This is a genomic window from Actinomycetota bacterium (genome assembly GCA_013152275.1).
Classification (GTDB): domain Bacteria; phylum Actinomycetota; class Acidimicrobiia; order Spongiisociales; family UBA4744; genus BMS3Bbin01.
The window spans coordinates 19,731-45,539 of the sequence record JAADGS010000037.1; the positions used below are offsets into that span (position 1 = coordinate 19,731).

The following is a 25,809-nucleotide window of genomic DNA, read 5'->3' on the forward strand; positions in this document are numbered from 1 at the left end:
GGAAGGTTCGGGGAGGGCGCGCCTTGCCGCCGACCGGGGCGCCGGTACCACTCGGCGGCTCCGTCGTGTCGTCTTGGTGGTGTGTCGTGGCGTGGACGGTTGTCAGGGCGGGTCGTTGCCGCCGGGTTTGAGGAATCGGCGTCGTTGGGGTGGCGTGTCGGGGTCGATCCGATAGCCCATCCCGTGGATGACGACATGGTGGTGATACCAACACAGCGTCGTGAGGTTCTCCGGATCGGTCGGCCCACCTTGGGAGTACGGGGTGATGTGGTGGGCTGAGTGCCTCGACAGGCAACCTTTGCGGCGTTCTGCCGGCCAGGAACGCCGCTCGCTGCGTTCTCCGCCTCGACGCACCTGCCGGTGCGCCTTCGTTGTGCGGCCTTGCCATCGGCGTTCCTGACTCGGCATCGACACCACGAACGTTGCCTGCCAAGGCACCGAAGGCGGTAGCGGCTCGTGCAGGCGTCTACCGTGCACACGCAGGCGTCTCTCTGCAGGATCGCTCTCCGTAACGCGGGGTTGACCGTTCGGGTGTGTCTTCCGACGGCCAACGGGGTTCCGTCTCTGGTGAGGATCGTTTCGATCTGGCTGTCACACAGGAGTCCGTCGAGAGCATCGGGTCCGATCCGTACGCCCGAATCGAGGATGACGCCGGTCTTGTTCTGGGTCTGGGTTGCCCGGCCGGCATCGACGAAGACGGTGATCAGGGGCGTGCAGGTTCCTTCACCGGCCGTTGCCGTGAGGGAATCCTGGGCAATCGAGGTGAGGGCGTCCGCCTGTCGCTGCCCCAAGGCCGGCCTCGTTCCATCAGGCAGGGCGGGGAATGCGTCGGCACGTCGGATGAGGGCTTGTTCGACGATCTGGCCGTCGACGCCGGGCAGGAGCCCCCACAGGCGCCATGAGGTCTGGTCCAGGTTGGGCTGCATGGCGAGGTACCGGTCGCAGACACTCTGGCGTTCCCGATCACGCGAGAGGCGATGCCTTCTGAAGATCTCGCGGCGCAGACCGCCGATGTCGAATCGCCATCCGGTCTCTACGGTGTTGTCGACACCGGTCGCGGCGTATCTGCACAACTCGACGGCACGGTCGAAGGTGATTCCCCCTGCGCCGAGCGCTTCGGCCACCTCGGGCGTGTCCAGGGCCGCACGGGAGGTCCGCATGAGTGCCGATGCGGTCTCCGGCGCCACATCCAGGCGGCTTGCGGTCCATTCGACCATGGAACGGCACCCATCTGCGGTGGATACCTGGCGGCGATCCAGCTCGGCCAACACGGCGATCTGCACCGCTCGACTCCGAGCGATGACTGTTTCGGTCGCCAACAGGGTCTGTTCCAGGTCGTCTGTGGTTCGACTGTCCATACCGGCAACATATCATCCGGGTGTGACAGAAAACGACTGGCAACGATAGATGACGAAAGAAGAGAGTCTCTACCCGGGCGACTGTCGCCGTTCGGTCAGGTCGGCTTCGTGCCCCGGACCCGGATGTAGCGGATCCCGCGCCCGAGGCTCCAGGGGCCGGAACCCAGGAGGTGTGTCGCTGCAGCAGCCCCGGTGGCGAGGCGGCGCTCCCACACCGGTCGCACCAGGTCGGTCAGTTCGCGGACTTCGACGTCGACCATGCCGGCCTCTTCCATCCATCCCGCGAAGTCATCCGGCGTGGCGACGCACAGGTAGTCGAGGTGAGCTTCGGTGAACGCCGCGCGGATGTCGGCGGGCGGATCCTCCGGAGCGATCACATCGGTGATGGTCATCACACCGCCGGGACGGAGCACTCTGGCCATCTCGGACTGACCGATGTCGGTCACCTCCGAGGTCGGGTACACGATGAACTCACTCACCACACCATCGAAGGCTGCATCGGGAGACGGAATCCGGTCGGGCAGCGCCTTGTCGAACCTGACCGGGACACCTTCGGTCTTGGCGCTCCGGGCCGCGCTCAGCAGCTCTTCGGAGAGTTCGAGCCCGAGCACCTCACCGCCGCCGACCCGATCGGCGATTCGGAACGCCACCTCGCCGGACGCCGAGCACAGCACGAGAATCCGTTTTCCCTCCAGCGGTTCCAGGTCGGCGAGAATCGTTTCGACCACCGGAGACAGCAACTCCCGTTCGGTCTTCGCCCACGGCGCCATCGATCTACTCCCTGCATCGAACCTACTCCATCGGGGGTGGGTTCCGTCGCAGGAATCCGGGGGTGGATCTCATGGCGGGCCGGTAGCCTGTACCGCCGATGAGGACCCATCGTCGATGGGTCGTATCAAGCGAGGCGGCGAGGAATGGGGAGCGCGCAGTGGGTGATCTGATCACGCTGATCGGTACCACCGAGCAGTTGGGAGCTTCGGCGGCCGTTCTGGCGCGCGGATACGAGGCCAGGCCGATGGCGGTGTCGGATGCGGACGCCGTCGGCTCCCTGTATTTCGCCGCATACGATCCTGGTGAGGCATGTGACACGTTGGAGGAGTCGGTCGCGGATGTCGTCATGTCGCTGGACGGCGACTACGGCCCGTTTTGGGCCGAGGCGTCCCCGGTCATCGGCCGTGGCAGCCAGGTCGTTGCCGCCGTGATGACGGTTCGCCGAGCTCCGTGGCACGACACGCCGGACTGTCCGTTCATCATCGAGGTGTTCACCGATCGTGCCCACCGCCGGCGCGGACTCGCCCGGTTCGGTATCGGATGGTGCCTGAGGATCGTGCGCGAGGCGGGCGAGTCTTCCGTGGCGTTGCGGGTGATGGATGACAACACCCCGGCCCTCGCATTGTACGAATCCCTCGGCTTCACACCGTGGAAGCCCGTGCAGCACGGGTGACGCGAGGTCCGGACATTCGGGTGCCCGCGGAGCAATACAGGGAGAGCATTCCCCACCCCAACCCCACAGCCTCTACCACCACGCATGAGAACGATCTCCTGGCGGCCATAGACCCCCTACAAACAAGGAACGATGTCCTGGCGGCCCGCCAGTACGGAATACGTGAGTGCCCACCCGACCCCCGATTCACACGCTCGTGTCACTCGACGGATTCCCGGTCCTCGACGACTCTTGAACGTAGCCATAATCTATGATAGGGATGTGGCGTCATGGAGATCTCGGTGGAAGTCGGTATCAGAGAGCTTCGGAATCACCTGAGCCGGTATCTTGCCCTGGTGCGGTCCGGTGAGGAGGTCGTGGTCACCGATCGTGGCCGGGCTGTGGCGCGTGTGGTCCCGCTGATCGAGGAACGACCCATCGACCGGCTGGTCGCCGAGGGAGTCGTGATGCCCGCCAGAGAGCGTGTGCGCTCCCGGCCGCACAGGCGGATCGAGGGCGCGGGGCAGGTGAGCGATCTGGTGGCCGAGCAGCGACGATGATCGCCTACTTCGATACGTCGGCGTTGCTTCCGCTCATCGTTGACGAACCGGCGTCGGAGGTGGCCGCCCGAGTGTGGGATGTGGCCGATCGTGTCGTGTCTGTTCGGCTCGTGTATCCGGAGGCAAGGGCGGCACTGGCCCGCGCCCATCGTCTGGGTCGGATCACGTCTCGTCGGCTGCAATCAGCCGTAGTCCAGCTCGACCGTCTACTCGATCAGCTCGATGTCGTCGAGATCACCGCCAGACTGGCTCGGCGGGCAGGCGAGCTGGCCGAGCATCAGAGCCTTCGTGGCTACGACGCCGTCCACCTGGCCGGGGCCGAGCTCATCAACAGTCGGGACACGGTGCTCGTCGCCGGCGACACACGGCTCTGCGATGCAGGAGAACGACTCTGGATCAACGTCGCCCGTCTGTGACCGATCGACGTCGAGCCTGCGTGAAGACTCGCCGGGGTCGGCACCGATGGAGAGACCCTCGGACGTGACGGTTGCCCGGGATGTGAAACTCGTAGACTCGTTTCCAGTGAGAGACATTTCCAGGGTCGGGTATGTCGTTCTGTCGATCGTCGGCCCGGTGCTGACTGTCGGCCTGATCGTCGGCTTCGTCGCCATCAGAGATCGCCAGGGCGTCGGTGGTGAACCGCAGCAAGAAGCCGCGATTCCCATTGTCGCCGAGTACCAACGCGCCCTCGCCGAGGGCGATCTCGATACGTACCGAAGCATCAGCAAACCGATGCTGGGAACCTCCATCACCGAGGCCTTCGCCGTTGAACGTGGCTGCCTCGACTGGAACGTTGTTGTCGTGTCCCTTCGAGATCATGAGATCTCTCCATACGTAGCCGTCGCCACGTTCTCCGATGGAGACCGAAGCCTGGCCCGGACGTTGATGTATGAATCGAACGGATGGATCGTCACCGTCCAGCCCGATTGCTGAGCGCGATCACGGGCGCGATTCCCTGTCACGCGCCGGACGTGCCTGCAGTTCGCGCATGACTGCGGTCAGAGGTCGACGGCGCCAGGTGCACCCCGGTTCGCCCTCCATCCGGGTTCATTTCGACAGAACCGTCGAGCCGGTCGAACACGTGAAGGCAGGGTTGACACCGACCACGTCGGTGAGGTGGGCGGGACGGGGGTGTTCCATCTCGAAATCCAAAGCGCCGACCATCCAAGATCCTGTAGGGTCGCGTACATGCCGGCGGTAGAAGTCCAGGGGCTCCGAAGGGTCTTCAAGGTGCATGGTCGCGCCTCCGAGCCGGTCGTGGCACTCGACGGCATCGACCTCGCCGTGGAGGAGGGCACGATCCATGGGCTGCTCGGTCCGAACGGCGCCGGCAAGACGACGCTCGTGAAGATCCTCGCCACGGTGCTGCTCCCGACGGAAGGAACGGCGTCGGTGCTCGGCTTCGACGTCGTCGCCGAGACAGCCAAGGTGCGGCCGCTGATCGGCCTCGTGTTCGGTGGCGACCGAGGGCTGTACACCCGGCTGACGGCACGTCAGAACCTCATCTACTGGGCTGCACTGTATGGAGTGTCGGCATCGGAGACGCCCGCCGTCGTGGATCGGCTGCTCGATCGTGTGGGTCTCGCAGACCGGGCCGGCGAACGGGTGGAGACCTTCTCTCGAGGGATGAAACAGCGCCTCCATCTCGCCCGGGGACTGGTGTCGGATCCGCCGGTGTTGTTCCTCGACGAGCCGACCATCGGGCTGGACCCGATGGCGTCGCTCGAATTCCGACGCCTCGTCGTCGAGCTGCGCGATGCCGGCAAGACCGTGTTTCTGACGACTCACAACATGGCCGAGGCCGAGGCGCTGTGCGACCGGGTATCGCTCATCGACCGCGGTCGGATCGTCGCCACCGAATCCCCGACGACGCTGGGGCTGTGGATGTCTCGCTATGAATGGGTCGAAGCCCAGCACGTTCTCGACGAGGTCGTTGCCGAGATCGAGGTGCTCGTCGCCGATGTCGAGCGGCGCCCCGACGGCTGGGTTCGGTTTCAGCCGGACGCCGACGGGGTCGGTCGGCGTGTCCTGCGCCGCCTTGTCGACGCCGGCGTGTCATCGGTACGCACGGGATCGCCGTCCCTCGAGGACGTGTATATGAAGCTCATCGGCGACCGGGGCATGGAGTTGTGAACGCCGCAGCGGCCGCGTTCAAGATGCAGCTACGTCTCGCGTTACGCACTCCCAACTACTGGATGGTGCAGATCTCCACGATCCCGCAGGTGATCATCTTCTTCTCGGTGATCGAGGCGTTCGACCGTCCCGATCTGCTCATCAATGCGCTCCTCGCACCGATCCTGATGGCGATGTGGAGCACGGCGCTGTGGACGGGGGGAAGTGTGGTGCGTGACGATCGGTGGATGGGCCGTCTCGAGCTGCATGCCGCCGCGCCCGTCGGCTACGGGCTGGTGGTGACCGCCCGTGTGGCTGCCGTCGTGATGCTGTCGCTCCTCGTCGTTCCACTCACGCTCGCCACCGCCTGGGCGACCTACGGGATCGACATCCGCATCGCCCACCCGGTCGTGCTGGTCGTCGCGCTGCTGCTCACCGCGGCGGCGATCACCGGCACCGGCATGATCTTCTCCAGCATGACGATCCTGAGCCGCGCCGCGACCACCTTCCAATCGTCGGCGTCGTACCCGTTTCTGCTGCTCGGCGGCGTGTTCGTGCCCCTGGCGCTGCTGCCGGTCTGGGCTCGGCCGTTCGGACGCCTGGTATTCCTTTCGTGGGGCTCCGACCTGATTCGTGACAGCGTCACCCAACCGGTGGTCACTGCCCTGCCATGGCGTCTCGCGGCGATCGTGGTCCTGGGGGCTGTCGGCTTCGGTGTCGCCCAGTGGCTCGTTCGGGTGGTGCTCTACCGAGTGAGAGCGACAGGGGAGATCGCGGCCCCATGACCGCCGCTCTGCGCATCGCCCGCAACGCCGCCCTCGTCGGCTACCTGGACGTGCGCGCCCAGTACACGTGGAAGTCGTGGCTGTTCGGCTGGATCGTCCGTGCCACCGCACAAGTGCTGTTCTTCACCGCGATGGGACTGCTCGTCGGTGGACGCGACCTCGTCCTGTTCGCGTTCGTCGGCAACGTGGCCGCCAGGGCTGCACAGGCGCCGCTCGGCACGGGACCCGACACGGCGTGGGAACGGGGTCTCGGGACGCTGCCGCTGCTCGTTGTGGCGCCCCGGTCGATGCTGCCGGTGTTCGGTGGACGGTCGGCCTTCTACATCGTGCAGGGCCTCGTGGAGGCGAGCCTCATCTTCGTGATCCTCGCACCGTTCGTCGGGTTCTCCGGCAACTGGTGGTGGCTTCCCGTCGGATTGCTGGCCATCAGCCTCGGGGCATACGGGCTCGGCCTGTTCCTCGCCGCGATCGCCATCCGGCGCCTGCGGATCGGCAACATCCTGTTCAACCTGGTCTTCTACACGCTGATCACCATCGGCGGGGTGAACGTGGCGACGAGCGTCTTCCCGACCTGGGTGCAACGAACCGCCGACCTGCTGCCCTTGCACCACGGGCTCCTGGGGTTGCGGGAGCTCCTCGCCACCGGACCCTCGAGAGGCGCGTTCGGCCAACTCGGCCTGGAGCTTCTGGTCGGTGTCGGCTGGTTCCTCATCGCCCTCGTCGGGTTCCGCCTCTTCGCCGAGGGTGGCCGGCGCGACGGCACGATCGATCTCGAGGAGTAGCGAGCCTGTGTGAGGATTGTCGGGCGTTCCGGTCGCCGGCAGGAGTGCGAATCTCGGCGGCGGCCCCAACTTCGGCGGTGAGCATCGGGTGATCGAACACGCCTGCCTGTGCGCTGTGAGAGGTTGGTCGATCCTGGCGCCGAAACGCGGTGCGGCCGGTGCTGCCGAGATGAGTGCCGGCGAGTTCGCCGAACTTGCCCGACCGTTGAGAGCGCCGAATTCCCGGTAGCAGGAGCGGGAGCCATCGTGCCGTGCCCGCCGAGGTCGTGGGCGATGAGTCGGTCGGCGAGCTTCGAGACGGAAGCTGCTCGTCCGCCGCCGAACCCGTCTCGCCCGTCAGAGCGCCAGCGCCAGGAACCCGACATAGGCGACGACGAGCACCGCACCTTCCCAGCGCACGAGACGGTTCCCCGTCGCGGTCAAGATGCCGGCGAGGGCCGAGATGACGAGCATGAAGATGATCGGGACTCGGAAATCGGCGGTGAAGGTGCCGGTTCCCGCAAGAGCGGCTGCTCCGGCGACACCCAGAGAGTTGAACAGGTTCGAGCCGAGAACGTTGCCGATCACGAGTGCGTTTTCGTGTCGCCTCGCTGCGGCGATTCCGGTGGCGAGTTCCGGCAGGCTCGTGCCGACGGCGACGAGCGAGAGTCCGATGAACCCCTGGCTGAGACCCAGTTCGACGGCCACGATGCGGGCACCCCTGACCAGCAGATCGGCGCCGACGAGCGTCAGGGCCAACGCGATGAGTCCGACGGTGAGCTCGACTGCGGCCCCTTTGCCGGGGGGAGCGAGCTCGTTGACGTCGAGTTTCACGATGCCCTCTGCGATGTCCCGCCGTGACCACGAGACCAGCAGGAACGCAGAGATGACGATTCCGACGATGAGCACCACCCCCTCGACGGCGCTGATCGTTCCCTCCCACGCCAAGGCGCTGAAGGCAACGACGCCGGCGAGCATGAGGATGCCTTCCCTCTTGATCGTGTGCAGATGCCCGGCAACGGGCAGGATCATGACCGAGACACCCAGCACAAGGCTCAGGTTCGCCACGTTCGATCCGACGATGTTCCCGATCGCCATGTCCATCTCGCCCCGGGCGGCGGCGAGCGTGCTGACCAGCAGCTCGGGAGCCGAAGTGCCCATTCCGATCACGAGCGCACCGATGAGCACCGCGGACATCCCCCAGATTCGGGCAAGACGCGCCGCGGAGAGCACCAGCCGATCGGCGGCAACGGTCAGCAGCACGAGTCCGAGTACCACGAGCACGACGGCACCGATCACCGCTCATCCCTCCATGCGAGCCACTCTTTGACGGCTCCGGTGTCGTAGGACGGCCCGTCGAGGCTGAGCACCACCTGTTCCGCCCCGGCGGCGACGAGATCGTCCGCCAGGTCGATGCGCCGTTCGCTCACACCGACAGACCGTTCGATCGTGGAAGGGTCCCTGCCGATGCGGCCGCACCAGCGATCCAAGACCCGGTTCTTGTGCGCGTAGAGCTCCGGGTTTGTCGTGCTGAAGAAACCATGCCAGATGTTCGCGTGCTGGGCAGTGATCCTCAGGGTCACCTTCTCTCCACCGCCTCCGACCAGAATCGGGATGGAGCGTTTCGGAGGTGGGTTCAGGTCGGCCAGACGAGCCTTGATGATCGGGAGATCGCGATCCAGGTCGCGAAGGCGACTTGGCGCCGTTCCGAATTCATACCCGTATTCGTCGTAGTCCCGCTGAAACCATCCCGACCCGATGCCCAGGATCAGGCGGCCCTCGGAGATGTGGTCGACCGTACGGGCCATGTCGGCGAGCAGATTCGGATTCCGATACGAGTTGCAGGTCACCAGGCATCCGATCTCGACCTGCTCGGTGATCTCCGCCCACGAGGCCAGCATCGTCCACGCCTCGAAGTGTTTGCCGTCACGGTCGCCGGACAACGCGAAGAAGTGGTCCCAGTTGTAGATGATGTCGACGCCAAGGGCCTCACATTCGAGCACTGCCCTGCGAATGTCCGAGTACTCGGCATGTTGGGGCTGCAGTTGCACAGCGATTCGGAGCATGCGCGCACAGTAGCGGGCGTAGGCTGGAAACGATCGACCAGAGGAGTGAATGTGGAGTTCCAGTCCTATGCCTACGGCCAGAACTTTTTCACGATCGACGCAGACCTCTCCGTGGTGCTGAGCCGGTACTGGCAGGATTTCGACGCCCACCGCGAGGAGATGACACGGTGGGGCCGGCTGATGGGATCCGAGGCCTACGAGGTCGGCTACCACATCGACCAGGGGGCGGTACCGGAGCTGGTGATGCATGACCTGGACGGCAACCGGGTCGATCGTGCGCGGATCTCTCCGGCGCAGAAGGCGTTGCTGGCGAAGCTCGCACCGATGATGCGTCCCATCTACGACGGGGGGAGCTGGCATCACCACTACGCGATCGGGTATCTCCTCGGCGACCCGGGCTTGTACTGCATTCTGACGATCACCCAGCAGACGGCGTACGCGATCCACAAGTATGCGCCCGAGCTGGGCGAGTGGAAGGATCGGCTCCTGGCGGGGGAGGCTTGGGGTGCGACGTGGATGACCGAGATCCAGGGTGGGAGCGACCTTGGTGCGAACAAGACCGTTGCTCATCGCGACGAGGAGGGTTGGCACCTCTCCGCGGGTGACAAGTACTTCGCGAGCGGGGCGGGCCTGACCGACGTCGCGATCACCACCGCCCGTCCGGAAGGAGCACCGGAAGGCCCGAAAGGCCTTGCCTTGTTCCTCGTGCCCCGTCTTCGCCGGGACGGCACGCTCAACTTCACGGTGCGCAGACTCAAGAACAAGTCTGCGACCCGCGCCGTTCCCTCCGGAGAGGTCGAGTTCGATGGCGCAGAGGCATACCTCATCGGGCGACCCGAAGAGGGGATCTACTACACGTTGGAGAACCTCACGATCTCGCGACTGGCAAATGCGGTCGCCGCGATGGGGATCGCCAAGAAGGCGCATCTCGAGACGCTGACCCGGGTCCAACGGCGCACCGCCTTCGGACACCCGCTCGCAGAGCTTCCGTTGATTCGCCGGGATATGGTGGACCTCGCGGTCCGACAGGCCGGTGGCATGGCGATTGCATTCCGGGCCGTCGAAGCGTTCGATCATGCCTGGCATGACCGGCCTCCCTACACCGCCGAGTATCACTACGCCCGCTTCCTGTCGCACCTCGCCAAGAACCGCACCGCCAACCACGCGGCAGAGATCACTCGCCTCGGTATGGAGATCTTCGGGGGGCTGGGGTTCCTGGAGGAGTATGCGGTCGCACGCTGGCACCGGGAGGCTCTCATTACGCCGATCTGGGAAGGTCCCAGCAACGTGCAGGCGATCGACATGCTCGAAGCGATGCAGAAGAAGGGAGCGCACGAGCAGTTCGTCGACGAGTTCACAACGCTGTTGGAGAGCGTGGGTACGCCCGCTGCGGAGATGGCCCTCAAGACGATCCAGGGGACTCTCTCGGATCTGGCCCGTATGGGCGCCGACGAGGCCCAATGGCATTCGAAGCGCGCACTGGTGAGATTCGCCGATGCGGCACAGGTCGGTCTTCTCTACGACCTGGCCGATACGGGTGGTGACCGGTACGCCAAGCTGGCGGAACTCTATGCGGCGCACTTCATCGAAGGCGAGGAGTACCCGGCTTGGGCCATGAAGGACGCCTCCGTGTAGCCAGACCCCCCACTCATCCGTTCTCGTGACACTTCGAGGGGATAATCCCAGCCAACCGTCACGAGAACGGATAGGTGGGTCGGCGGTCTACCGTCCTGTTGCGAGCTGCTTGGCTGCTTCGACGAGTGCCTCGGGAGGGACCTCCCCCGGGAAACGGAAGTCGACGTTGCCTTCGGCGGTCACGAAGACGAAGAACGGGAATGCGTTGAGCCCGAACGCCTGGGCCGCAGAGTTCTGTGCGTCATCCGCCATGGTCGGGATCGGCCAGTCGGCCAGCCACTTCGACGGTGGGTAGTTGGGTGCCGTAGGATCTGATGCCGTCGAGACCGCGTAGAAGTCGACCCCGTCGGGCAGGCCGTTCGCCTTGATGTACGGTTTCAGTTCTTTCACGTCGTTCTGACAGTGCGGGCACCAGTGGGTGAGGAAGATGATGATCTTGGGTTTCCCATCGTTGGTGATGGAGATCGGGGTGCCATCGAATGAGAAGCCGGACAACGTCGGAGCCTGCTGCCCGACGGCCGGGTCGGCGCCCTTCTCGGGATAGCGTGGCAGGGCCACACCGGAGACGGTGACCGGTTGGGTCTCGCTGATGGTGCCGCCGCCACCCGGGGAGCCGTTTCCACCTCCGGTCGAAAGGGCGGCAATTCCCGCGATGGCGAGAACCGCCACGATTGCGACGACGATGACCGTGCGTCGCGATCCGGTGGTGTCGGCGCGTTCTTGTTCAACGTTCTTACTCATGTTCCTGCCTCGTCGACGTGCGGGCCCACAGCAGGAGCAGTCCAACGAGTGTCAGCCCTGCAAGGGACATCATAGGGATCGAGATGAATCCCAGTTCCCAGACCCAACGGAGCGTGCATGGGGCGTCGGGGTTGCACACGCCTGTGTCGAGCGACGGGAAGTTCTGAAGGGTGTACTGGTAGGCGGCGATACCCCAACCGATCGCGACGACCGGCAACGTATAGGTGCTGATCCGCGTGTCCTTTCGGTGTGCGGCGATGGGCAGCACGACGACCAACGGGTACCAGACGATGCGCTGGTACCAGCAGAGATGGCATGGATTGAAGCCGATCACCTCCGAGTAGAAGAGGCTTCCTACGGTCGCACCGAGGGCAATGGCGGAAGCTATCCAGAGTGTCGAGCCTCCAAACAGATCGTCGAGCCGGTCGGAGGCGGACTGGAGCAGCGCCGAGCGCCGTCTTCCAAGGAGCAGCACCACCAGTCCGATGTCGACGACGATGATGAGCAGCGTGATGAGCCCGAAGAATCGGTTCACGAATGCAGGGTTCATGGGGTCGGAGATTAGTGGCGACGGGTCGGCCTACCGGCCGGCCAACTGCTCGAGAATCTTGTAGAGCGTTTCGGGAGGCATGTCGCCTTCGTTCCTGCCCACGACCTTGCCGTCTGCGCCGACGAAAACAACGAAGGGGAATCCGGAGAGACCGAACGCTCGTGCCGAGGAGCTGTTCGAGTTGTCCGCGATCGTGGGAACCGGCCAGTCGGCCAGCCACTTCGACGGCGGATAGTTCGGCTTGGCGGCGTTCACGCTCGTCGAGATGGAGAAGACTTCGACACCTTCCGGAATGCCGTTCGCCTTGATGTACGGGGTCAGCTCTTCCACCTCGGTCTGGCAGTGCGGGCACCAGTGGGCGAGCAGGATGATGGCTTTCGGTGTGCCGTCGTTCGTGATCGACAAGGGGGTCCCGTCGAAGGTCGCGCCGGTGATCTCGGGGGCCGGCATGCCGACGGCGGGATCGGCCGTTCCGCTCTGATACAAGGGCAGAGCCTGGCCGGTGATCTTGACCGACCTGGTCTGTTTGATGTTCGCGTCCCCGGAGCCGGATACGGTGGTGAGGAGAGCGACGAGTGCCACGACGGCAAGGACGGCGACGCCGATGAGAATGGGCGTCTTGCGTGAACGACGTTTCCGCGGGGGCGGCTTCTTGACGGCCTTCTTGCTCATGAGTTCCTCACAGGGAAGCGTGATACGTCGAGAGCATAGCCTTGTGGGAGACGCGCCTATTCGGCCAGGTAGGCGGCCAGCCGCCCACCCGCCCGGTCACGGAACGCCGCCATCGCATCGAGCCGTTCGAGCTCCTGAGCGACGGCCTTCTCGGCATGGTGAACGGTTCTCCGGTCGAAGAACGCATGGACCTCGTCCGCCCTATTGCTCAACGTCCAGAGTGTTCCCAGCGTGCGTTTGAGCAGCGACGGCGGGAAGGCTCGGACCTGTTCCTCCCAGTGGCGGGTGTAGAGATCCCATGCGACCCGACCCGCCGTGCGGTTTGCGAGCAACTGTTCCACGACGAACGGAGCGTCCTGAGTTCTGATCCGGCCATCGAGTGCCATCGCGAAGGTGCGCTCGGCGAGGTCCGTATCCGGGAACAACGGCAATGCGTGCAGGTAGCGGTTCTCGTCCTGAGGCGTTTGTGCATGTTCATATTCGGAGAGGAACGTCTCGTAGTCGGCAAGTCCGGCATCCGCAGTGACGGTGATGACCGCCCGGGTCACCTCAGGGTCGAGAGCATGATCGAGAACGGCCGGCAGTAGTTCGACGGCACGGGCCCGAACCCGGCTGTCGTGTCCATAGCGGCCGAGGGCCGAGATGAGCAGGCCGCGCAGGCGGCTGGTCTGACTGTCCTCATTCGGTCGAGGGTCCCAACCGAGGCGTTCGAGTGCCGGTGTGAGCAGATCGCGAACGTACCGCTCGAAGGCAGGGCTCGAATCGAACGTGTGATGGATCTGGTCGATGCTTCCGACGATCGCCGTCCACACTGCGTACTCGGTCTCGTTGCCGAAGCGGGTGAGGAGATCCAGATACGTGGCGATGTCGGTCTGGCCGGCGATGACACAGGCCCACGCGTCATCGACGAGGCCGTATCGGTCGAGTGCGGAGAGGCGGTCGAGGCGATCGAGGAGGCGTTCGAGGAGATCCGGCGAGTAGCGGCTCCGGTAGTAGCCGTGCCCGCCGGCGTTTGCGAGCACCCAGTCCACGGGGTGCTCGACGTCGATGCGAATCTCTGGTGTGTCGAACACCACGTCGGTCCGATGGACCACATCACCGGCTCCGTAGGCGAGGGTGAGGGGGATCTGCCACAGGTCGTCATCACCGGACGGCCGGTACCGGAAGCGATGCTGTCGCGCGACGATGCTCCCGTCGTCCAGGCCGATGTCCACCTGCGGGTAGCCGCCGGCAAAGATCCAGGACTTCATGACCGATCCGACCGGTTGGCCCGAGGCCTGTTCGAGAGCCGCCCACAGGTCGCTCGTCTCGGTGTTCGCGAACGCGTGAGTGTCCAGGTACGCCTTGATGCCCTTTCGGAAGACCTCTTCGCCGAGGAACTGCTGAAGCATGCGAACGAGTGAAGAGCCCTTCATGTAGGTGAGCACATCGAACATCTCGTCGGCCTCGTGCGGAGCGACGACGGGAAACTCGACGGGTCTGGTCGCCTGGAGGGCGTCGGTGATCATGGATCGGGAGCGCAACGGCGCGAACGAAAGCCAGGTCTTCCATTCGGGTTTCCACGCATCCTGGGCGATCATCTCCATGAACGTCGCGAATGCCTCGTTGAGCCAGACGCCGTTCCACCACTTCATGGTCACGTAGTCACCGAACCACATGTGGGCGAGTTCGTGGGCGATGACCTCCGAGACGCGCCGTATCTCGGCGTGGGATGCGGTCTCGAGGTCGACGAGGAGGGTGCTTTCCCGGAACGTGACGGCACCGAGGTTCTCCATCGCTCCGAATGCGAAGTCGGGGATCGCGATGAGGTCCATCTTGTGTCCCTGGTATGGGATGTCGTAGTAGTCGGCCAGCCACTGCAGGTAGTGGGCACCGGCTTCGACTGCGAACTCGGCGAGCTGCTCCTGCCCGGCCTGATGGATCACTCGCAGGGGAACGCCACCGGCGTCGACCGGTTCGGTTGCGGTGAACGGTCCGACGACGAAGGCCACCAGATAGGTCGACATTCTGGGTGTGTCGGAGAAGAGGACCCTGATCGTGCCGTCGTCGAGCTTTGTTCGACCGATCTCGGCTCCGTTGGATACGGCGAGGAGACCCTCGGGCACAACGAGAGTGATGCCGAACACGGCTTTGTATTCCGGTTCGTCCCAGCAGGGAAACGCGCGTCGGGCATCGGTCGCTTCGAACTGGGTTGTGGCGATGACGTGGTCGCGACCGTCTGCATCCGTGAACGTGCTCCGGTAGAAACCGTGGAGCTTGTCGTTGAGGATTCCAGAAAAGCGGAGAGACAGGGTGTGTTCTCCCGGCGGGATCTGCGCACCGTCGGACAGGCGGATCCGTTCCGTTTCGGACTCATAGGAGGTCGAGAGGCTGCGGTCGCCAAGCGTGGCTTCTTCGATCTCGATCTCGACGGCGTTGAGGATGATCTCATCGGTCGGCTCGTTGACCGTGACACGAATCGTCTCGGTTCCGGAGAACGTTGCCGCGTCGAGGTCCGGACGCAACGCGATGTCGTAGCGGCTTGGGAACGCGATCTTGGGAAGGCGGTAGGGATCCATGTGAGGCTCCTCGCTCGTGCCCGGCGATGGTAGCGACGGCTCACGGGCTGCCGGCCGGTAGGGTTCGGCGGACGGAAGGAGACCGATGGAAGCGATCTTGCGATGGGGCGTCGATGTCGTTCTGTGGCTCCAGCAGGCGAGCCCGTCGTTGGACGGACTCTTCAAGGCGCTGACGTTTCTTGGGAGCGAGGAGTTCTACCTGGTGCTGCTCCCGTTGGTCTATTGGAGTGTGGACCGCGTCATCGGGATGCGGCTGATCGTGCTCCTGCTGTTCTCCAACCTGGTCAACATGGCGGTGAAGCTGCTCGCAGCCCAGCCGAGGCCCTTTACCTACGACGCCCGGGTGAAGGCGATCACCCACGAGGCCTCATATGGCTTCCCTTCGGGGCATACGCAGAACACGGTCGCGGTGTGGGGATACCTCGGATCGAGAGTCCGGGCAGGGTGGTTCTGGGCTCTGGCAGGCCTGCTGATGGTGGGAGTGCCGCTTTCCCGCATCTACCTCGGTGTGCATTTTCCCACCGACGTGCTCGGAGGGTATGTCATCGGTGCCGTCGTCCTGTGGTTGTTCTTGCGCTTCTGGAAGCCGGTCGAGCGCTGGTTCTGTGATCTCGCGCTCGTGTGGCAACTGGCGATCACCGCGTTTGGTCCCCTGGCGCTGCTCGCTCTGCACGTCTCCGAATCGGTTATGACCGGCGTGGGCACGATGGTCGGTATGGGGGTCGGCTTCGTGTTGGAGCGGCACTGGGTTCGGTTCGAGACTGCCGGACCGGCCATGCACCGTGTCCTGCGGCTCCTCATCGGGTTGGTCGTCATCATCGGGCTTTGGGCGGGCCTTAGGGCGCTGTTCGCCGGCATCGAACCGGCCTTGGTGCTGCGTTTCGTCCGGTACGCCCTCGTCGGACTGTGGGGGGCGTTCGGGGCACCGTGGCTGTTCGTCCGGTTGAAGATTGCGCCTCAGAGCACGATGCCTGCCTGACGGTTTCTCACACGCCAGTAGTGGCGCACATAGGGGGGACGCCGATCCGGCGTGTCCGGAATCCGCTCGGTCCACGCGGCGAGCAGGTCGTGGGCTTGGGCGAACGCATTCTCCGGACTCGGGGGATCCTCGAGCCATCGGCGCTCGATGTCGTCTCGTTCGGAGTCGAACAGCGGGAGGAGTCGGCTCGGGTCGCGCAGCACTCTGCGGTGGAGGGGCTCGTGCGCCCACCAGAGGGTTCGGGGATCGTAGGCGGCAGTGGGCTCGGGGCCGAGGTCGAGTGGCTGCAGGACGTTCACGGGTTTGAAGAGGCCGGTGCAGGGGGCAGAGGTGCCGGTCACCCAGTGGTGAGATCCGACGGAGGTGAGTTCCGCGACCCAGGAGGCGACGGACTCCGATCCGGCTGCAAGCCCCCCTGCGTGCATGCATGGTGCGGCCATCGCACCGTTGAGGATCCCGTACCGGGGTTCGTCCCCGCCGTGATCGCGGAGCAGGGCCATCAGGTCCGCGGGTCCGGTCGCTGCGGCCGCCCTGGCCTGGGTGAGCGGCTGTCGAACCCTGCAGGCAGAGACCTTTGTCTTGAGCCGGTCGGAGTGCTGCTCGGCGAAGCCGGGAATCGTCAAACCGTTCGAGATGCTCCGCGCCCCATCGGTGACGCGTTCGACCTCCCACAGCTTGCCGGCCGTCTCGAGCACGAAGGCTTCGCGGGGGTCGGCGACGAGAAAGCTGTTGTGGTACGTGAAACGCGGGTGCTCGAATCCGCAACCGCCGCCCTGACCGTGGCGTTCGAGGAGATCGGTGATGGTGTCGACGGCGGTCCTCGCGGAGTCGGCCCGCTCCAGGGCAAGACGGATCATGTCCATGCCGGTGAGGCCGGTTTTCGCGTAGGGCTGATCGGTGAAGACCGCCTCGTTGCCGATCGTCACGCCGTGTTCGTTCGCTCCGATCTCCGCGCCCCACATCCAGAAGGGTCGAGAGAGCAGCACGGCGTTGGTTTCCGGCACCTGTGGGATCTCGATGTGCGTGCAGCGCACCGTTGCGCCGGCCGGGTAGGTTCGCCGTGGCTGCCAATCGAGGAGCTGGGCCTCGTTGGGGTCCCGATCCGAGTTCTTCGCGAAGAGCACCCGGTCCGGTTGGACGATGACGACCGTGTCGCACATGGATCCGAGCCTATCTCTTTCTCGTCAATGGCGCCGTCGCTATTCGACGCTGCCATTGACAGGAACAAGGGGTTGTGTTTCTCGTCAATGCCGCCGTCGCCATTCGACGCCAGCATTGACGAGAAACTCGATATCCTTGTGTTTGTGGAAATCCTGGGCATCGACATCGGCGGGTCGGGCATCAAGGGTGCTCCCGTCGACATCGCGCGGGGAGCACTGACCCGTGAGCGATACAAGATCCTGACGCCTCGACCCGCCACTCCCGAGGCGGTCGCCGGGGTCGTCGCGGAACTCGTGGCCCATTTCGAATGGCAAGGCCCGATCGGCTGTACGTTTCCCGCCGTTGTGCGCCGCGGCGTCATCTACACGGCCGCGAATGTGGATCAGTCGTGGGTCGGTGTGGACGGCGAAGCGCTGTTCAAAGGGGCGACGGGGCTGTCGGTGAAGCTCCTCAATGATGCGGATGCGGCCGGAGTTGCCGAGATGCGGTTCGGCGCCGGCAAAGGATGCGACGGCGTCGTCGTGTTGCTGACGTTCGGGACCGGTATCGGGAGCGGCATGTTCATCGACGGTCGGCTGATGCCGAACACCGAACTCGGACACCTGGAGTTCCGGGGCGACGATGCCGAACACTACGCCGCAGCCCGGATTCGCAAGGAGGAGAAGCTGAGTTGGCACGAGTGGGGGAGGAGAGTCGATCGTCTTCTCGATTATCTCGACTTGCTGTTCTCTCCCGACCTCATCATCGTGGGCGGCGGGGTGAGTCGCCGGTTCGAGCGTTTCTCCGAAGCGCTCTCAGTGAGAACCAAGGTCGTTCCGGCCCTTCTCCAGAATGAGGCGGGCATCATCGGGGCTGCGCTGGCTGCTTCCTGATCCCCGACTACCGGCCTTCACGCCATTCTGTCGGGCAAACACTGGCCGTGAGTTTTTTCGTTGTATTGGCGACACGATGGAGCCTGCGTGTGGGATGATGCAGCGAGTCTCGGAGGAGGGATTTCTATGACCAGCGATGGTGCAGAAGGAACTGTGAGCGAAACGATGATAAATCGAGTCGTTCGTGCCGTGAAGCTTGATCCGACTTTGTACAGAGAGGTGTCCAAAGACGGAACCAAGACGACCGAAGCGATGATCGTCGTCGCCATTGCCGTCCTCATCGGGGGACTCGGCCCGATCATCGGTCCTGGCCACTTCAGAATCGGTGGCTGGATCCTGATGGCGATTCTTGCTCCGACGCTCTTCCTGGCAATCGGCACGGGTGTGTTGTGGCTCGTCGGAAAGCTGTTCAGCGGCAAGGCGGAGTTCATCGAGATGTTCCGTCCGCTCGGCTACGCGTATGCGCCTTACGCTCTCGGGATCATCCCGTTCATCGGCGGCATCGTCGGAGGGATTTGGTCGATTGTCTGCGCTGTCATCGCCGTGCGTGAGTCGGAGGAGGTCTCGACCGGTGCATCCGTTGCCATCGTGTTGATCCCGGCGGCGATTCTCTTCATTCTGATGTTGATCGCCGGTACCGTCATCGGCCTGACGATGCTTGGGTTGGCCAGGGGCTGAGGACTCGCATCGGAGCTACAAGGTTCGGGGCAGCATGCCCCGAACCTTTTCTCTCGGAGATCCCGGACCTGCGCCGACGGACGGGACCATGAGCCTGACCGACCGTTCAGGCGATCGCCGCCTCGAATCTCTCGACACGGTCTGAGGCGAGCCGCACGGTGACCGTGATCGCGGTCTCCCCATGCCGTTCATCCACCACTTCGCCCTCCCGATACAGGGCGGCGAGGACTTCTCCACGCGTGTAGGGGATCGTCAAGGTCGTAATAACCGTCGCTGGACTGAGGGCGTCTCCGATTCGCTCCAACAGCTCATCGATGCCTTCGCCGGTGGCCGCCGAGAACGCGAGAGCCTCCGGGTGCAGAGTGAGCAGGCGGCGGAGGTGGACGGGATTCGCCGAGTCCTGTTTGTTGAGCGCCAGCAACTCCGGAATCGCTGCGGCGTCGAGATCGGCGAGCACATTCCTCACCGTGGCAATGTGGGATTCGGCATCGGGATCCGAAGCGTCGACCACATGGATCATCAGGGTGGCGTCGGCGACCTCGTCGAGTGTGGATCGGAATGCTTCGATGAGTCCGTGGGGGATGCGTCGTACGAACCCGACCGTGTCGGAGAAGACGACTTGCCGACCGTCGGGAATCTGGAATCTTCTGATCGTGGCATCCAGTGTCGAGAACAGACGATCTTCCACGAGTACGTCGGTTCCGGTGAGGCGGTTCAGCAGTGTCGACTTTCCTGCATTCGTGTAGCCGACAAGAGCAATCAAAGGGACGTTGCCTTTTCGGCGAGCCTTGCGTTGGGTCGTCCGAGTGCCGCGAAGCTTCGCAAGGTCCCGTTCGAGGCGGGTGATCCGCTGCTCGATCCGACGTCGATCGGTCTCCAGTTTCGTCTCGCCGGGCCCGCGAGTCCCGATGCCTCCAGCCTGTCTGCTCAAAGCCGTGCCGTGTCCGCGTAGCCGTGGAAGGTGGTAGCGAAGTAGCGCCAGTTCGACTTGGAGCATGCCGGCTCTGCTCGTGGCGTGCTGAGCGAAGATGTCGAGGATCAGTCCGGATCGGTCGACGACGTCGCAGCCGAAGATCTTCTGGAGATTCCGCTGTTGGGTCGGCGTGAGGTCGTCGTCGAAGATGACGACATCGATGTCGAGACGCCGGGTCTGCTCGGCCAGCCGAGATGCCTGGCCTGAACCGATGAACGTTGCAGGATCCGGTTTCCTACGCCGCAGGGATGTTCGGTCGACAGGGTCGGACCCGGCGGTATCGGTCAAGCGAGCCAGCTCATCGAGCGAAGCGGCGCTGTCAAACAGGGAACCGACCAGGTACGCACGCTGTCGGGTGATCTCGAGGTCGGTAACCGTGGCCGTCAGTCTGCGTCCGGCACGACCTTCCGACGGAGTCACAAGTAGCGGCCTCCGGGAGACTGATCTTCGTGCCGTTCCTCGGCGATGATCTGTGCTTCCCGTACGGCGATCACGACCTGGCCGGTGATCGGCCAAATGAACCGCCACGCCTCCGTGGGAACTGCCCAGAACCGGTCACCGGTCTCGACGTCGACGAGTGCGAGGGCCTCGGTCGACTTCTCTGCGACGGTCGCGGCCGGCACAAGCAACCCGGAGCGGGTGGTGGACTCTTGGACGAGATGGCCGACACGCCATCCGGGAAGTACCCGGAAGCCGTCGGCATCGCCGGAGATCGGACCGTTGTTCACGGCTCCATGGTGGCACACGCCGGCACTTGACTCCAGTCCGAAATGTTCGCCGGCCGGCACTCTCCTGTAGCCTGCCCCGGAATGACGTCACCCCTTCGCCTCAACATCCCTGTGGAACGATCGAAGCTCGACAACGGGCTCAGGATCGTCTTGGTTCCAGACCGGTCGAGTCCCGTCGTTGCCGTTTCCGTGCTCTACGACGTCGGCTTTCGTTCGGAGCCCGAGGGGCGGAGTGGTTTCGCCCATCTCTTCGAGCATATGATGTTTCAGGGCTCCGAGCAGGTTCCAAAGGGAGAGTTCGACCGGTTGCTCATGGGGAACGGGGGTGTGCTCAACGGTACGACGACCCCCGACTTCACCGCCTATTTCGAAGTCCTTCCGTCCGCGGCCTTGGAGATGGCGCTCTTTCTGGAAGCCGATCGGATGCGCTCGCTCGTGGTTGATCAGGAGAACCTCGACAATCAGACGGCGGTCGTGCAAGAAGAGATTCGACTCAACGTTCTCAACCGTGCCTACGGGAAGTTCCCCTGGATTCTGCTTCCCGCCTTGCTGTTCGACACCTATCCGAACGTCCACGACGGCTACGGGAGTTTCGAAGATCTGGAGGCTGCGCGACTCGAGGACGTACGAGAGTTCTTCGCCCGTTTCTACACACCTGCCAATGCCGTTCTGGCGGTTTGTGGCGACCTGCATCCGGATGATGTCGTTGAACTGATCGAGCATCATTTCGCCGGCATCGGGGGGCGACCGCGCCCTCGCCTGCAGTCGTTCGCGGAGCCGATCCGGGACGGCGTCCGGCGGTCTCGATACCGGGATGCGTTTGCTCCCGCTCCCGCCCTGGCACTTGGGTACCGGGTCCCCGATCCGATCATTCACCTCGATCAGGTTCTGGCGCTCGACGTCCTGGCACGAGTGCTGGCCGACGGGCCTGCTTCCCGTCTCGAGCAGCGACTCGTTCGCAAAGAAGGGCTGGTCACCTCTGTCGATGCCTGGATCGGAGAGGCTCCGGGCTGGGGCGGCCCGTTCGAGATGCGTGATCCGACCCGGTTCCAGATCAGTACGTTCTATCCGCGTGCCTCCGACAGAAGCCGCATCATCGAAGCGATCGACGGGGAGATCGAAGGTGTCGCCGGGGGCCTCGAGCCCGGCGAGGTGGATCGGGTGATCAGTCGTGTGACCGCCGAGTACGCGCGCAAGATGGATCACGTGCTCAACCGATCCCTGGGCGCGGCTCGGTTGGAGCTTCTTCACGATGAGCCGGGTTTGCTGGATTCGATTCCCGCGCTCTACGCGAAGGTGACGGCACGAGCAGTCTCGGAGGCTGCCCGAGTGTGGCTCCGTCCCGATCGCCGGGCGGAACTCGAGGTCGTTCCGGGGGGTGGGCAGTGATTCCCGAGGTCGGACGGCTGAAGCGGATGCGACTCCCGCGCGTGCTCGATGAAATGCTCCCGAACGGGCTGCGGATGGTGATCGTGCGGCGGGCCGGGGCCCCCTTGGTTGAAATGCGTCTGCGAATCCCGATGCCGGCGACGACGGCCGGGGAGGAGGCCAGGCGTGATCTCCTGGCCCGAACATTGAAGAGTGGGACGAGTCGGCGTTCCGAGGTCGACATCGCAGCGAGACTCCAGGAGATCGGCGGGTCGCTCGGTGTCGGCACGGACGAAGACGGACTCCACCTGTCGGGATCGGCGCTCTCCGGGCGGATGGGTGATCTTCTCGATCTGATCGTCGAGATCCTCACCGACGCCACATTCCCCGATTCGTCCGTGTGGACGGAGCGTGAGCGGTTGGCGCAGGAGGTTGTTCTGGATCGCTCGCAGCCAGAGGTCGTTGCGGACGAGGAGCTTCGCAAGCGCTTCTTCGGGAGGCATCCGTATGGGATCGGGCTGCCTTCGCCATCAGGGTTGCGGCGGATCACCCCCGGCAGGCTGCGGACACTCTATGACGAGCTCGTTCGGCCCGGCGGTGCCGTTTTGGTGCTTGTGGGAGATCTTCGTCCTGCTGCGGCCGCCGAGAGCGTCGCCGGCGTGATGCGGCGGTGGAAACGGAGGCGGCGCCCCGCTCCCGTACCGAAGCCGTCGGTGCCTCGTTCTCGGCCCATGCTGGTCGTGCATCGGCCTGGGTCTCGGCAGACGAACATCCGTCTCGCCGGCTTGGTACCGGCGTCAGGATCGGAGATGTTCCCTGCGTTCGAACTGGCGAATCTGATCTTCGGCGGGTACTTCTCGTCCCGGTTGGTCGCCAACCTCCGTGAGGACAAGGGGTTTACCTACAACCCCGCCTCCCAGATCCGCCATGCCGTCGCCGCGTCGACAGTCACGGTCTCGGCCGATGTGCGTTCCGAGGTGACGGGGGCGGCGCTCGTGGAGATCGTCTACGAGCTGGGCCGTATCGTGTCGTTACCTCCCGAAGCGACGGAGCTGGAGGAGGCTCGTCGCTACCGGATCGGTACGCTTGCCATCGGGACGCACACGCAGGCGGGGTTCGCGGACACGCTGGACGCGCTGCTCTCCAGGGGCCTCGATGCCTCGTATATTCGCAGTCATCAGGACCGCCTCGAGAAGGTTTCCGTCGATGACGTTCTGGCAGTCGCCAGGGAGTTCTTGGCACCGTCATGTCTGGTCCCGGTGCTGGTCGGTGATGCCGATGTCATCGTTGCCCAGATCGCACCATTCGGGAGATTCCAGGTTCGCGCTTGAGGTCTCGACGGTGCTACGTTCGCGGTGATGAAGATCATCCCGCGCTACGAATACCGTGTCTGGGGCGACGACCTCGGCTCCGCACAGGCGCAGCTTCTCGAACTGGGGACCGGGCTGAAACGTAGACGGACCAGCGAAACCTATATCGTCTCACGCGCCGAGCAGACGAATGTGAAGATCAGGTGGGGAATCCTGGACATCAAGCGACTCCTGGATCGGTGGAACTGCCTGGAGCGGTGGAAGCCCGTGTCCAAGGTCGCGTTCCCTGTCGAGAGCCAGGTGGTGTCGACGTCCGTGTTTCCACTGCTCGGGGTCGAGGCATCGTTGCCGGCGGGCGGTCTGCTGAGTGAGGAGGAGTTCGTGTCCATGGCGGATCGTCTCGAAGGGGTGATGGCCGTTCCGGTGGAAAAGGTACGCTCCCTGGTATCGATCGGGGCCTGCCGAGTGGAGGCCGGCCTTGTGACGGTCGACGGCAGCGAGCATCTGACGGTCGCGGTGGAGTCCGCAGATCCCTCGGCGGTGGAAGAAACCATCACCTTGCTGGGGATCGCCGGTCGTCCGAACGAAAGTTATCCGGCTCTGCTTCGGAGGTTGCGATGGGCGTAGAGATCGAACGCAAGTTCTTGGTCACGGGCGACGAGTGGCGTGATCTCGCCGACGGTGTCGACTATCGACAGGGATACCTGTGTACGGTCAAGGAGCGGACCGTGCGGGTTCGCACCGTCGGCGGGCGCGGCTACCTCACGGTCAAGGGCATTTCGGTTGGTGCGGTGCGTGCCGAGTTCGAGTACGAGATCCCTCGCGAGGATGCAGACCAGATGCTCGACGAGCTCTGTGAACGCCCCCTGATCTCCAAGACCCGCTATGCCATCCCCTTCCGCGGGCATGTGTGGGAGGTGGACGATTTCCACTTGGAGAATGAAGGCCTCGTCGTTGCAGAAATCGAACTGTCCGATCCGGACGAATCGTTCGACACCCCGCCGTGGATCGGGGAGGAAGTCACCGGTGATCCCCGGTTCTTCAACGCGAACCTGATTGCACACCCCTACTCGGTTTGGGGCGACGAGGAACCCGCCGGGTAGCCTGACGGCTCGATGGCCGAGGGCTCCAACGTCGAACCGGACGATTACCGACGCAATTTCGCTGCCGGGCTCGTCCACGGGATCTTCTTTCAGGCATCGTCGGCCCTTGCGAACGTACAGACGGTGCTTCCGTCGTTCGTCGCACTGCTGACGCCGTCGGCGCTCGCCGTCGGATCGATGGCTGCGGTGCAGGGCGCGGGACAGGTGATTCCACAGCTCTTCACCGCGTATCTGATCGAAGATCGGCCGCGTCGTAAGCCGATCCTGTTGTGGGTGATCACTCTGCGATGGGTGTCCTTCGGGTTGCTTGCCTTCTTGACCTGGCAACTCGGAGCGACCAGGCCGGGTGTGGTCCTCGGGGTGTTCCTCGTCCTGTTCGGGATGTTCTCGCTGGCAGGTGGTGTGGGAACGGTCGTCTACGCCGATGTATTCGCCAAGGCGATCCCGACTCGACGGCGGGGAAGGTTCATCGGATGGCGCCAGCTGCTCGGATACGGTCTCGCCATCGCGGCGGGGTACCTGGTCAAGGCGGTGCTGGGGAACGAGCGGATCGCATTCCCGTCGAATTACGCGTTGATCTTCGCGTTCTCCGCGCTGGCGCTCCTGGTGGCCTTCACCGGGTTCGCGATGATCCGGGAGCCGGTGTACCCGGTCGAGCGCCGGTCGAGTTCGCTGGGGGATCTTCTTCGACGCGCCTGGCGCCTTGCAGGTGACAACGCCAATTTCCGCTGGTTCCTCACGACACAGGCGCTCACGATGGCGGTGCTGTCGCTGGGACCGTTCTACGTGGTCTTTGCTCTCGGCAGTGGTGACGTATCCAGGGGGCAGGTCGGTGTGTTTCTTGCCATTCAGATGGCCGGGGCGGCGCTTTCGAATCTTCTCTGGGGTTGGATGGGCGACCGGTTTGGAAACCGGGCCGTGATCATCGGGGTGGTTCTCGTCGGGGGGCTGACCCCGATTTCGGCACTCGTGGCAGGTTCGGCGCCCGGGCTGTTCGTCATCGTGTTCGCTCTGATGGGGAGCACCATCAGTGGGGTACGGCTTGGGTTCAACAACATGATTCTCGAGATGGCGTCGGTGTCGTTGCGACCGACCTGTGTGGCGCTCCAGAACACGCTGCTGACGCCGGTGATGCTGTTGCCGTTGATCGTGGGAGCGGTCGCCGATGCGTGGACATACGCGGCCCTCTTCTGGTCGGGCGGCGTGCTGATGCTGCTCGGCGTGTTCGCTGCGTTGCGGATTCGTGATCCCCGGTTCGATCCTGAGGCGGTCTGCGTCGAGAAGCGGTAGTGGACTCGGTTGCAGTGGCCGGCGATCGGTGTCGTGTCGGTGAGGGTTTCGCCACGAAGTACGAAGTACCAGGTGCGAAGTACGTCCTTCGCCGGGGGGCCCTGGTGGGCGTTGGTGGAGGCGGAC

Annotated in this window: 28 protein-coding genes and 1 pseudogene; 17 read left to right on the forward strand and 12 right to left on the reverse strand. The window is 64.3% G+C overall.

What is annotated here, in order from left to right:
• Window positions 1-102: 102 nt before the first annotated feature.
• Window positions 103-408, reverse strand: a complete 306-nt coding sequence (locus GXP34_07155; protein NOY55751.1) for an HNH endonuclease — start codon at window positions 406-408, stop codon at window positions 103-105.
• Between the two features lie 125 nt (window positions 409-533).
• Here GXP34_07155 and GXP34_07160 point away from each other — a divergent pair, with 125 nt between their 5' ends.
• Window positions 534-902 (forward strand): hypothetical protein, encoded by a 369-nt coding sequence (locus tag GXP34_07160; protein NOY55752.1) that lies wholly within the window; start codon window positions 534-536, stop codon window positions 900-902.
• Window positions 903-1,058: 156 nt separating this feature from the next.
• On the opposite strand, the pseudogene GXP34_07165 reads toward GXP34_07160, so the two are convergent.
• Window positions 1,059-1,358: pseudogene (locus GXP34_07165) on the reverse strand (DUF222 domain-containing protein).
• Window positions 1,359-1,453: 95 nt separating this feature from the next.
• Entirely contained in the window at window positions 1,454-2,128 is a 675-nt protein-coding gene (locus GXP34_07170; GenBank protein ID NOY55753.1) for a methyltransferase domain-containing protein, read from the reverse strand.
• 158 nt (window positions 2,129-2,286) lie between these two features.
• Here GXP34_07170 and GXP34_07175 point away from each other — a divergent pair, with 158 nt between their 5' ends.
• From GXP34_07175 to GXP34_07205, 7 genes are all read left to right on the forward strand, one after another.
• A complete protein-coding gene (locus GXP34_07175; protein ID NOY55754.1) occupies window positions 2,287-2,802 on the forward strand; it encodes a GNAT family N-acetyltransferase in 516 nt (171 codons plus the stop codon).
• Between the two features lie 269 nt (window positions 2,803-3,071).
• Complete coding sequence (locus GXP34_07180) at window positions 3,072-3,341, forward strand: type II toxin-antitoxin system prevent-host-death family antitoxin (protein NOY55755.1); 270 nt, start codon at window positions 3,072-3,074, stop codon at window positions 3,339-3,341.
• The gene (locus GXP34_07185) at window positions 3,338-3,757 is read left to right on the forward strand and encodes a type II toxin-antitoxin system VapC family toxin (GenBank protein ID NOY55756.1); all 420 of its coding nucleotides are present in this window, start codon (window positions 3,338-3,340) and stop codon (window positions 3,755-3,757) included. Before GXP34_07180 ends, GXP34_07185 begins: the two co-directional genes overlap by 4 nt.
• Before the next feature lie 106 nt (window positions 3,758-3,863).
• Entirely contained in the window at window positions 3,864-4,274 is a 411-nt protein-coding gene (locus GXP34_07190) for a hypothetical protein (GenBank protein NOY55757.1), read from the forward strand.
• A gap of 255 nt (window positions 4,275-4,529) precedes the next feature.
• The gene (locus GXP34_07195) at window positions 4,530-5,474 is read left to right on the forward strand and encodes an ABC transporter ATP-binding protein (GenBank protein NOY55758.1); all 945 of its coding nucleotides are present in this window, start codon (window positions 4,530-4,532) and stop codon (window positions 5,472-5,474) included.
• Window positions 5,471-6,238 carry an ABC transporter permease gene (locus GXP34_07200; protein ID NOY55759.1) on the forward strand — a complete coding sequence of 256 codons (768 nt, stop codon included), beginning with the start codon at window positions 5,471-5,473 and terminating at the stop codon, window positions 6,236-6,238. The genes GXP34_07195 and GXP34_07200 overlap by 4 nt, the downstream gene beginning before the upstream one ends.
• On the forward strand, window positions 6,235-7,020 hold the full coding sequence (locus GXP34_07205; GenBank protein ID NOY55760.1) for an ABC transporter permease: 786 nt from the start codon (window positions 6,235-6,237) through the stop codon (window positions 7,018-7,020). The genes GXP34_07200 and GXP34_07205 overlap by 4 nt, the downstream gene beginning before the upstream one ends.
• Before the next feature lie 336 nt (window positions 7,021-7,356).
• On the opposite strand, the gene GXP34_07210 is transcribed toward GXP34_07205, so the two are convergent.
• Together GXP34_07210 and GXP34_07215 are read right to left on the reverse strand one after the other, a co-directional pair.
• Window positions 7,357-8,298, reverse strand: a complete 942-nt coding sequence (locus GXP34_07210; GenBank protein NOY55761.1) for a calcium/sodium antiporter — start codon at window positions 8,296-8,298, stop codon at window positions 7,357-7,359.
• A complete protein-coding gene (locus GXP34_07215; GenBank protein ID NOY55762.1) occupies window positions 8,295-9,065 on the reverse strand; it encodes an LLM class F420-dependent oxidoreductase in 771 nt (256 codons plus the stop codon). The genes GXP34_07210 and GXP34_07215 overlap by 4 nt, the downstream gene beginning before the upstream one ends.
• A gap of 51 nt (window positions 9,066-9,116) precedes the next feature.
• Here GXP34_07215 and GXP34_07220 point away from each other — a divergent pair, with 51 nt between their 5' ends.
• On the forward strand, window positions 9,117-10,700 hold the full coding sequence (locus GXP34_07220; GenBank protein NOY55763.1) for an acyl-CoA dehydrogenase: 1,584 nt from the start codon (window positions 9,117-9,119) through the stop codon (window positions 10,698-10,700).
• A gap of 87 nt (window positions 10,701-10,787) precedes the next feature.
• On the opposite strand, the gene GXP34_07225 is transcribed toward GXP34_07220, so the two are convergent.
• From GXP34_07225 to GXP34_07240, 4 genes are read right to left on the reverse strand one after another with little or no spacing between them, the layout of a single operon-like run.
• Entirely contained in the window at window positions 10,788-11,441 is a 654-nt protein-coding gene (locus GXP34_07225) for a TlpA family protein disulfide reductase (protein NOY55764.1), read from the reverse strand.
• Complete coding sequence (locus tag GXP34_07230) at window positions 11,434-11,991, reverse strand: disulfide bond formation protein B (GenBank protein ID NOY55765.1); 558 nt, start codon at window positions 11,989-11,991, stop codon at window positions 11,434-11,436. The genes GXP34_07225 and GXP34_07230 overlap by 8 nt, the downstream gene beginning before the upstream one ends.
• Window positions 11,992-12,021: 30 nt before the next feature.
• On the reverse strand, window positions 12,022-12,663 hold the full coding sequence (locus tag GXP34_07235) for a TlpA family protein disulfide reductase (protein ID NOY55766.1): 642 nt from the start codon (window positions 12,661-12,663) through the stop codon (window positions 12,022-12,024).
• Window positions 12,664-12,719: 56 nt separating this feature from the next.
• A complete protein-coding gene (locus GXP34_07240; protein ID NOY55767.1) occupies window positions 12,720-15,221 on the reverse strand; it encodes a M1 family metallopeptidase in 2,502 nt (833 codons plus the stop codon).
• Between the two features lie 85 nt (window positions 15,222-15,306).
• Between GXP34_07240 and GXP34_07245 the strand changes: the two genes are divergently transcribed.
• On the forward strand, window positions 15,307-16,200 hold the full coding sequence (locus tag GXP34_07245; GenBank protein ID NOY55768.1) for a phosphatase PAP2 family protein: 894 nt from the start codon (window positions 15,307-15,309) through the stop codon (window positions 16,198-16,200).
• Here GXP34_07245 and GXP34_07250 read toward each other — a convergent pair.
• The gene (locus GXP34_07250) at window positions 16,179-17,360 is read right to left on the reverse strand and encodes a peptidase U34 (protein ID NOY55769.1); all 1,182 of its coding nucleotides are present in this window, start codon (window positions 17,358-17,360) and stop codon (window positions 16,179-16,181) included. The two genes, GXP34_07245 and GXP34_07250, sit on opposite strands and share 22 nt — an antisense overlap.
• A gap of 144 nt (window positions 17,361-17,504) precedes the next feature.
• Here GXP34_07250 and GXP34_07255 point away from each other — a divergent pair, with 144 nt between their 5' ends.
• A complete protein-coding gene (locus GXP34_07255; protein ID NOY55770.1) occupies window positions 17,505-18,233 on the forward strand; it encodes an ROK family protein in 729 nt (242 codons plus the stop codon).
• 165 nt (window positions 18,234-18,398) lie between these two features.
• Window positions 18,399-18,911 carry a hypothetical protein gene (locus GXP34_07260; protein NOY55771.1) on the forward strand — a complete coding sequence of 171 codons (513 nt, stop codon included), beginning with the start codon at window positions 18,399-18,401 and terminating at the stop codon, window positions 18,909-18,911.
• A 106-nt stretch (window positions 18,912-19,017) separates the two neighbouring features.
• On the opposite strand, the gene hflX is transcribed toward GXP34_07260, so the two are convergent.
• Window positions 19,018-20,304 (reverse strand): GTPase HflX, encoded by a 1,287-nt coding sequence (hflX, locus tag GXP34_07265; GenBank protein ID NOY55772.1) that lies wholly within the window; start codon window positions 20,302-20,304, stop codon window positions 19,018-19,020.
• Window positions 20,301-20,612: a hypothetical protein gene (locus GXP34_07270; GenBank protein NOY55773.1), complete on the reverse strand. Its 312-nt coding sequence runs from the start codon at window positions 20,610-20,612 to the stop codon at window positions 20,301-20,303. Before GXP34_07270 ends, hflX begins: the two co-directional genes overlap by 4 nt.
• A gap of 81 nt (window positions 20,613-20,693) precedes the next feature.
• On the opposite strand from GXP34_07270, the gene GXP34_07275 reads away from it, so the two are divergent.
• Genes GXP34_07275 through GXP34_07295 form a run of 5 tightly spaced genes read left to right on the forward strand, consistent with a single transcriptional unit; the run spans window position 20,694 to window position 25,683 of the window.
• Window positions 20,694-22,001 (forward strand): insulinase family protein, encoded by a 1,308-nt coding sequence (locus GXP34_07275; GenBank protein NOY55774.1) that lies wholly within the window; start codon window positions 20,694-20,696, stop codon window positions 21,999-22,001.
• Window positions 21,998-23,311: an insulinase family protein gene (locus tag GXP34_07280; protein NOY55775.1), complete on the forward strand. Its 1,314-nt coding sequence runs from the start codon at window positions 21,998-22,000 to the stop codon at window positions 23,309-23,311. Before GXP34_07275 ends, GXP34_07280 begins: the two co-directional genes overlap by 4 nt.
• Before the next feature lie 27 nt (window positions 23,312-23,338).
• Window positions 23,339-23,917 carry a hypothetical protein gene (locus tag GXP34_07285; GenBank protein NOY55776.1) on the forward strand — a complete coding sequence of 193 codons (579 nt, stop codon included), beginning with the start codon at window positions 23,339-23,341 and terminating at the stop codon, window positions 23,915-23,917.
• Window positions 23,908-24,393: a CYTH domain-containing protein gene (locus GXP34_07290; GenBank protein ID NOY55777.1), complete on the forward strand. Its 486-nt coding sequence runs from the start codon at window positions 23,908-23,910 to the stop codon at window positions 24,391-24,393. Before GXP34_07285 ends, GXP34_07290 begins: the two co-directional genes overlap by 10 nt.
• Before the next feature lie 12 nt (window positions 24,394-24,405).
• Window positions 24,406-25,683 carry an MFS transporter gene (locus GXP34_07295; protein NOY55778.1) on the forward strand — a complete coding sequence of 426 codons (1,278 nt, stop codon included), beginning with the start codon at window positions 24,406-24,408 and terminating at the stop codon, window positions 25,681-25,683.
• Window positions 25,684-25,809: the final 126 nt, after the last annotated feature.

Coding starts and splice junctions, on each gene's coding strand:
- GXP34_07155 (NOY55751.1), bottom strand. CDS start 408: ATGCCGAGTCAGGAACGCCGATGGCAAGGCCGCACAACGAAGGCGCAC.
- GXP34_07170 (NOY55753.1), bottom strand. CDS start 2,128: ATGGCGCCGTGGGCGAAGACCGAACGGGAGTTGCTGTCTCCGGTGGTC.
- GXP34_07180 (NOY55755.1), top strand. CDS start 3,072: ATGGAGATCTCGGTGGAAGTCGGTATCAGAGAGCTTCGGAATCACCTG.
- GXP34_07185 (NOY55756.1), top strand. CDS start 3,338: ATGATCGCCTACTTCGATACGTCGGCGTTGCTTCCGCTCATCGTTGAC.
- GXP34_07195 (NOY55758.1), top strand. CDS start 4,530: ATGCCGGCGGTAGAAGTCCAGGGGCTCCGAAGGGTCTTCAAGGTGCAT.
- GXP34_07205 (NOY55760.1), top strand. CDS start 6,235: ATGACCGCCGCTCTGCGCATCGCCCGCAACGCCGCCCTCGTCGGCTAC.
- GXP34_07215 (NOY55762.1), bottom strand. CDS start 9,065: ATGCTCCGAATCGCTGTGCAACTGCAGCCCCAACATGCCGAGTACTCG.
- GXP34_07225 (NOY55764.1), bottom strand. CDS start 11,441: ATGAGTAAGAACGTTGAACAAGAACGCGCCGACACCACCGGATCGCGA.
- GXP34_07230 (NOY55765.1), bottom strand. CDS start 11,991: ATGAACCCTGCATTCGTGAACCGATTCTTCGGGCTCATCACGCTGCTC.
- GXP34_07235 (NOY55766.1), bottom strand. CDS start 12,663: ATGAGCAAGAAGGCCGTCAAGAAGCCGCCCCCGCGGAAACGTCGTTCA.
- GXP34_07240 (NOY55767.1), bottom strand. CDS start 15,221: ATGGATCCCTACCGCCTTCCCAAGATCGCGTTCCCAAGCCGCTACGAC.
- GXP34_07245 (NOY55768.1), top strand. CDS start 15,307: ATGGAAGCGATCTTGCGATGGGGCGTCGATGTCGTTCTGTGGCTCCAG.
- GXP34_07250 (NOY55769.1), bottom strand. CDS start 17,360: ATGTGCGACACGGTCGTCATCGTCCAACCGGACCGGGTGCTCTTCGCG.
- GXP34_07260 (NOY55771.1), top strand. CDS start 18,399: ATGATAAATCGAGTCGTTCGTGCCGTGAAGCTTGATCCGACTTTGTAC.
- GXP34_07275 (NOY55774.1), top strand. CDS start 20,694: ATGACGTCACCCCTTCGCCTCAACATCCCTGTGGAACGATCGAAGCTC.
- GXP34_07285 (NOY55776.1), top strand. CDS start 23,339: ATGAAGATCATCCCGCGCTACGAATACCGTGTCTGGGGCGACGACCTC.
- GXP34_07290 (NOY55777.1), top strand. CDS start 23,908: ATGGGCGTAGAGATCGAACGCAAGTTCTTGGTCACGGGCGACGAGTGG.
- GXP34_07295 (NOY55778.1), top strand. CDS start 24,406: ATGGCCGAGGGCTCCAACGTCGAACCGGACGATTACCGACGCAATTTC.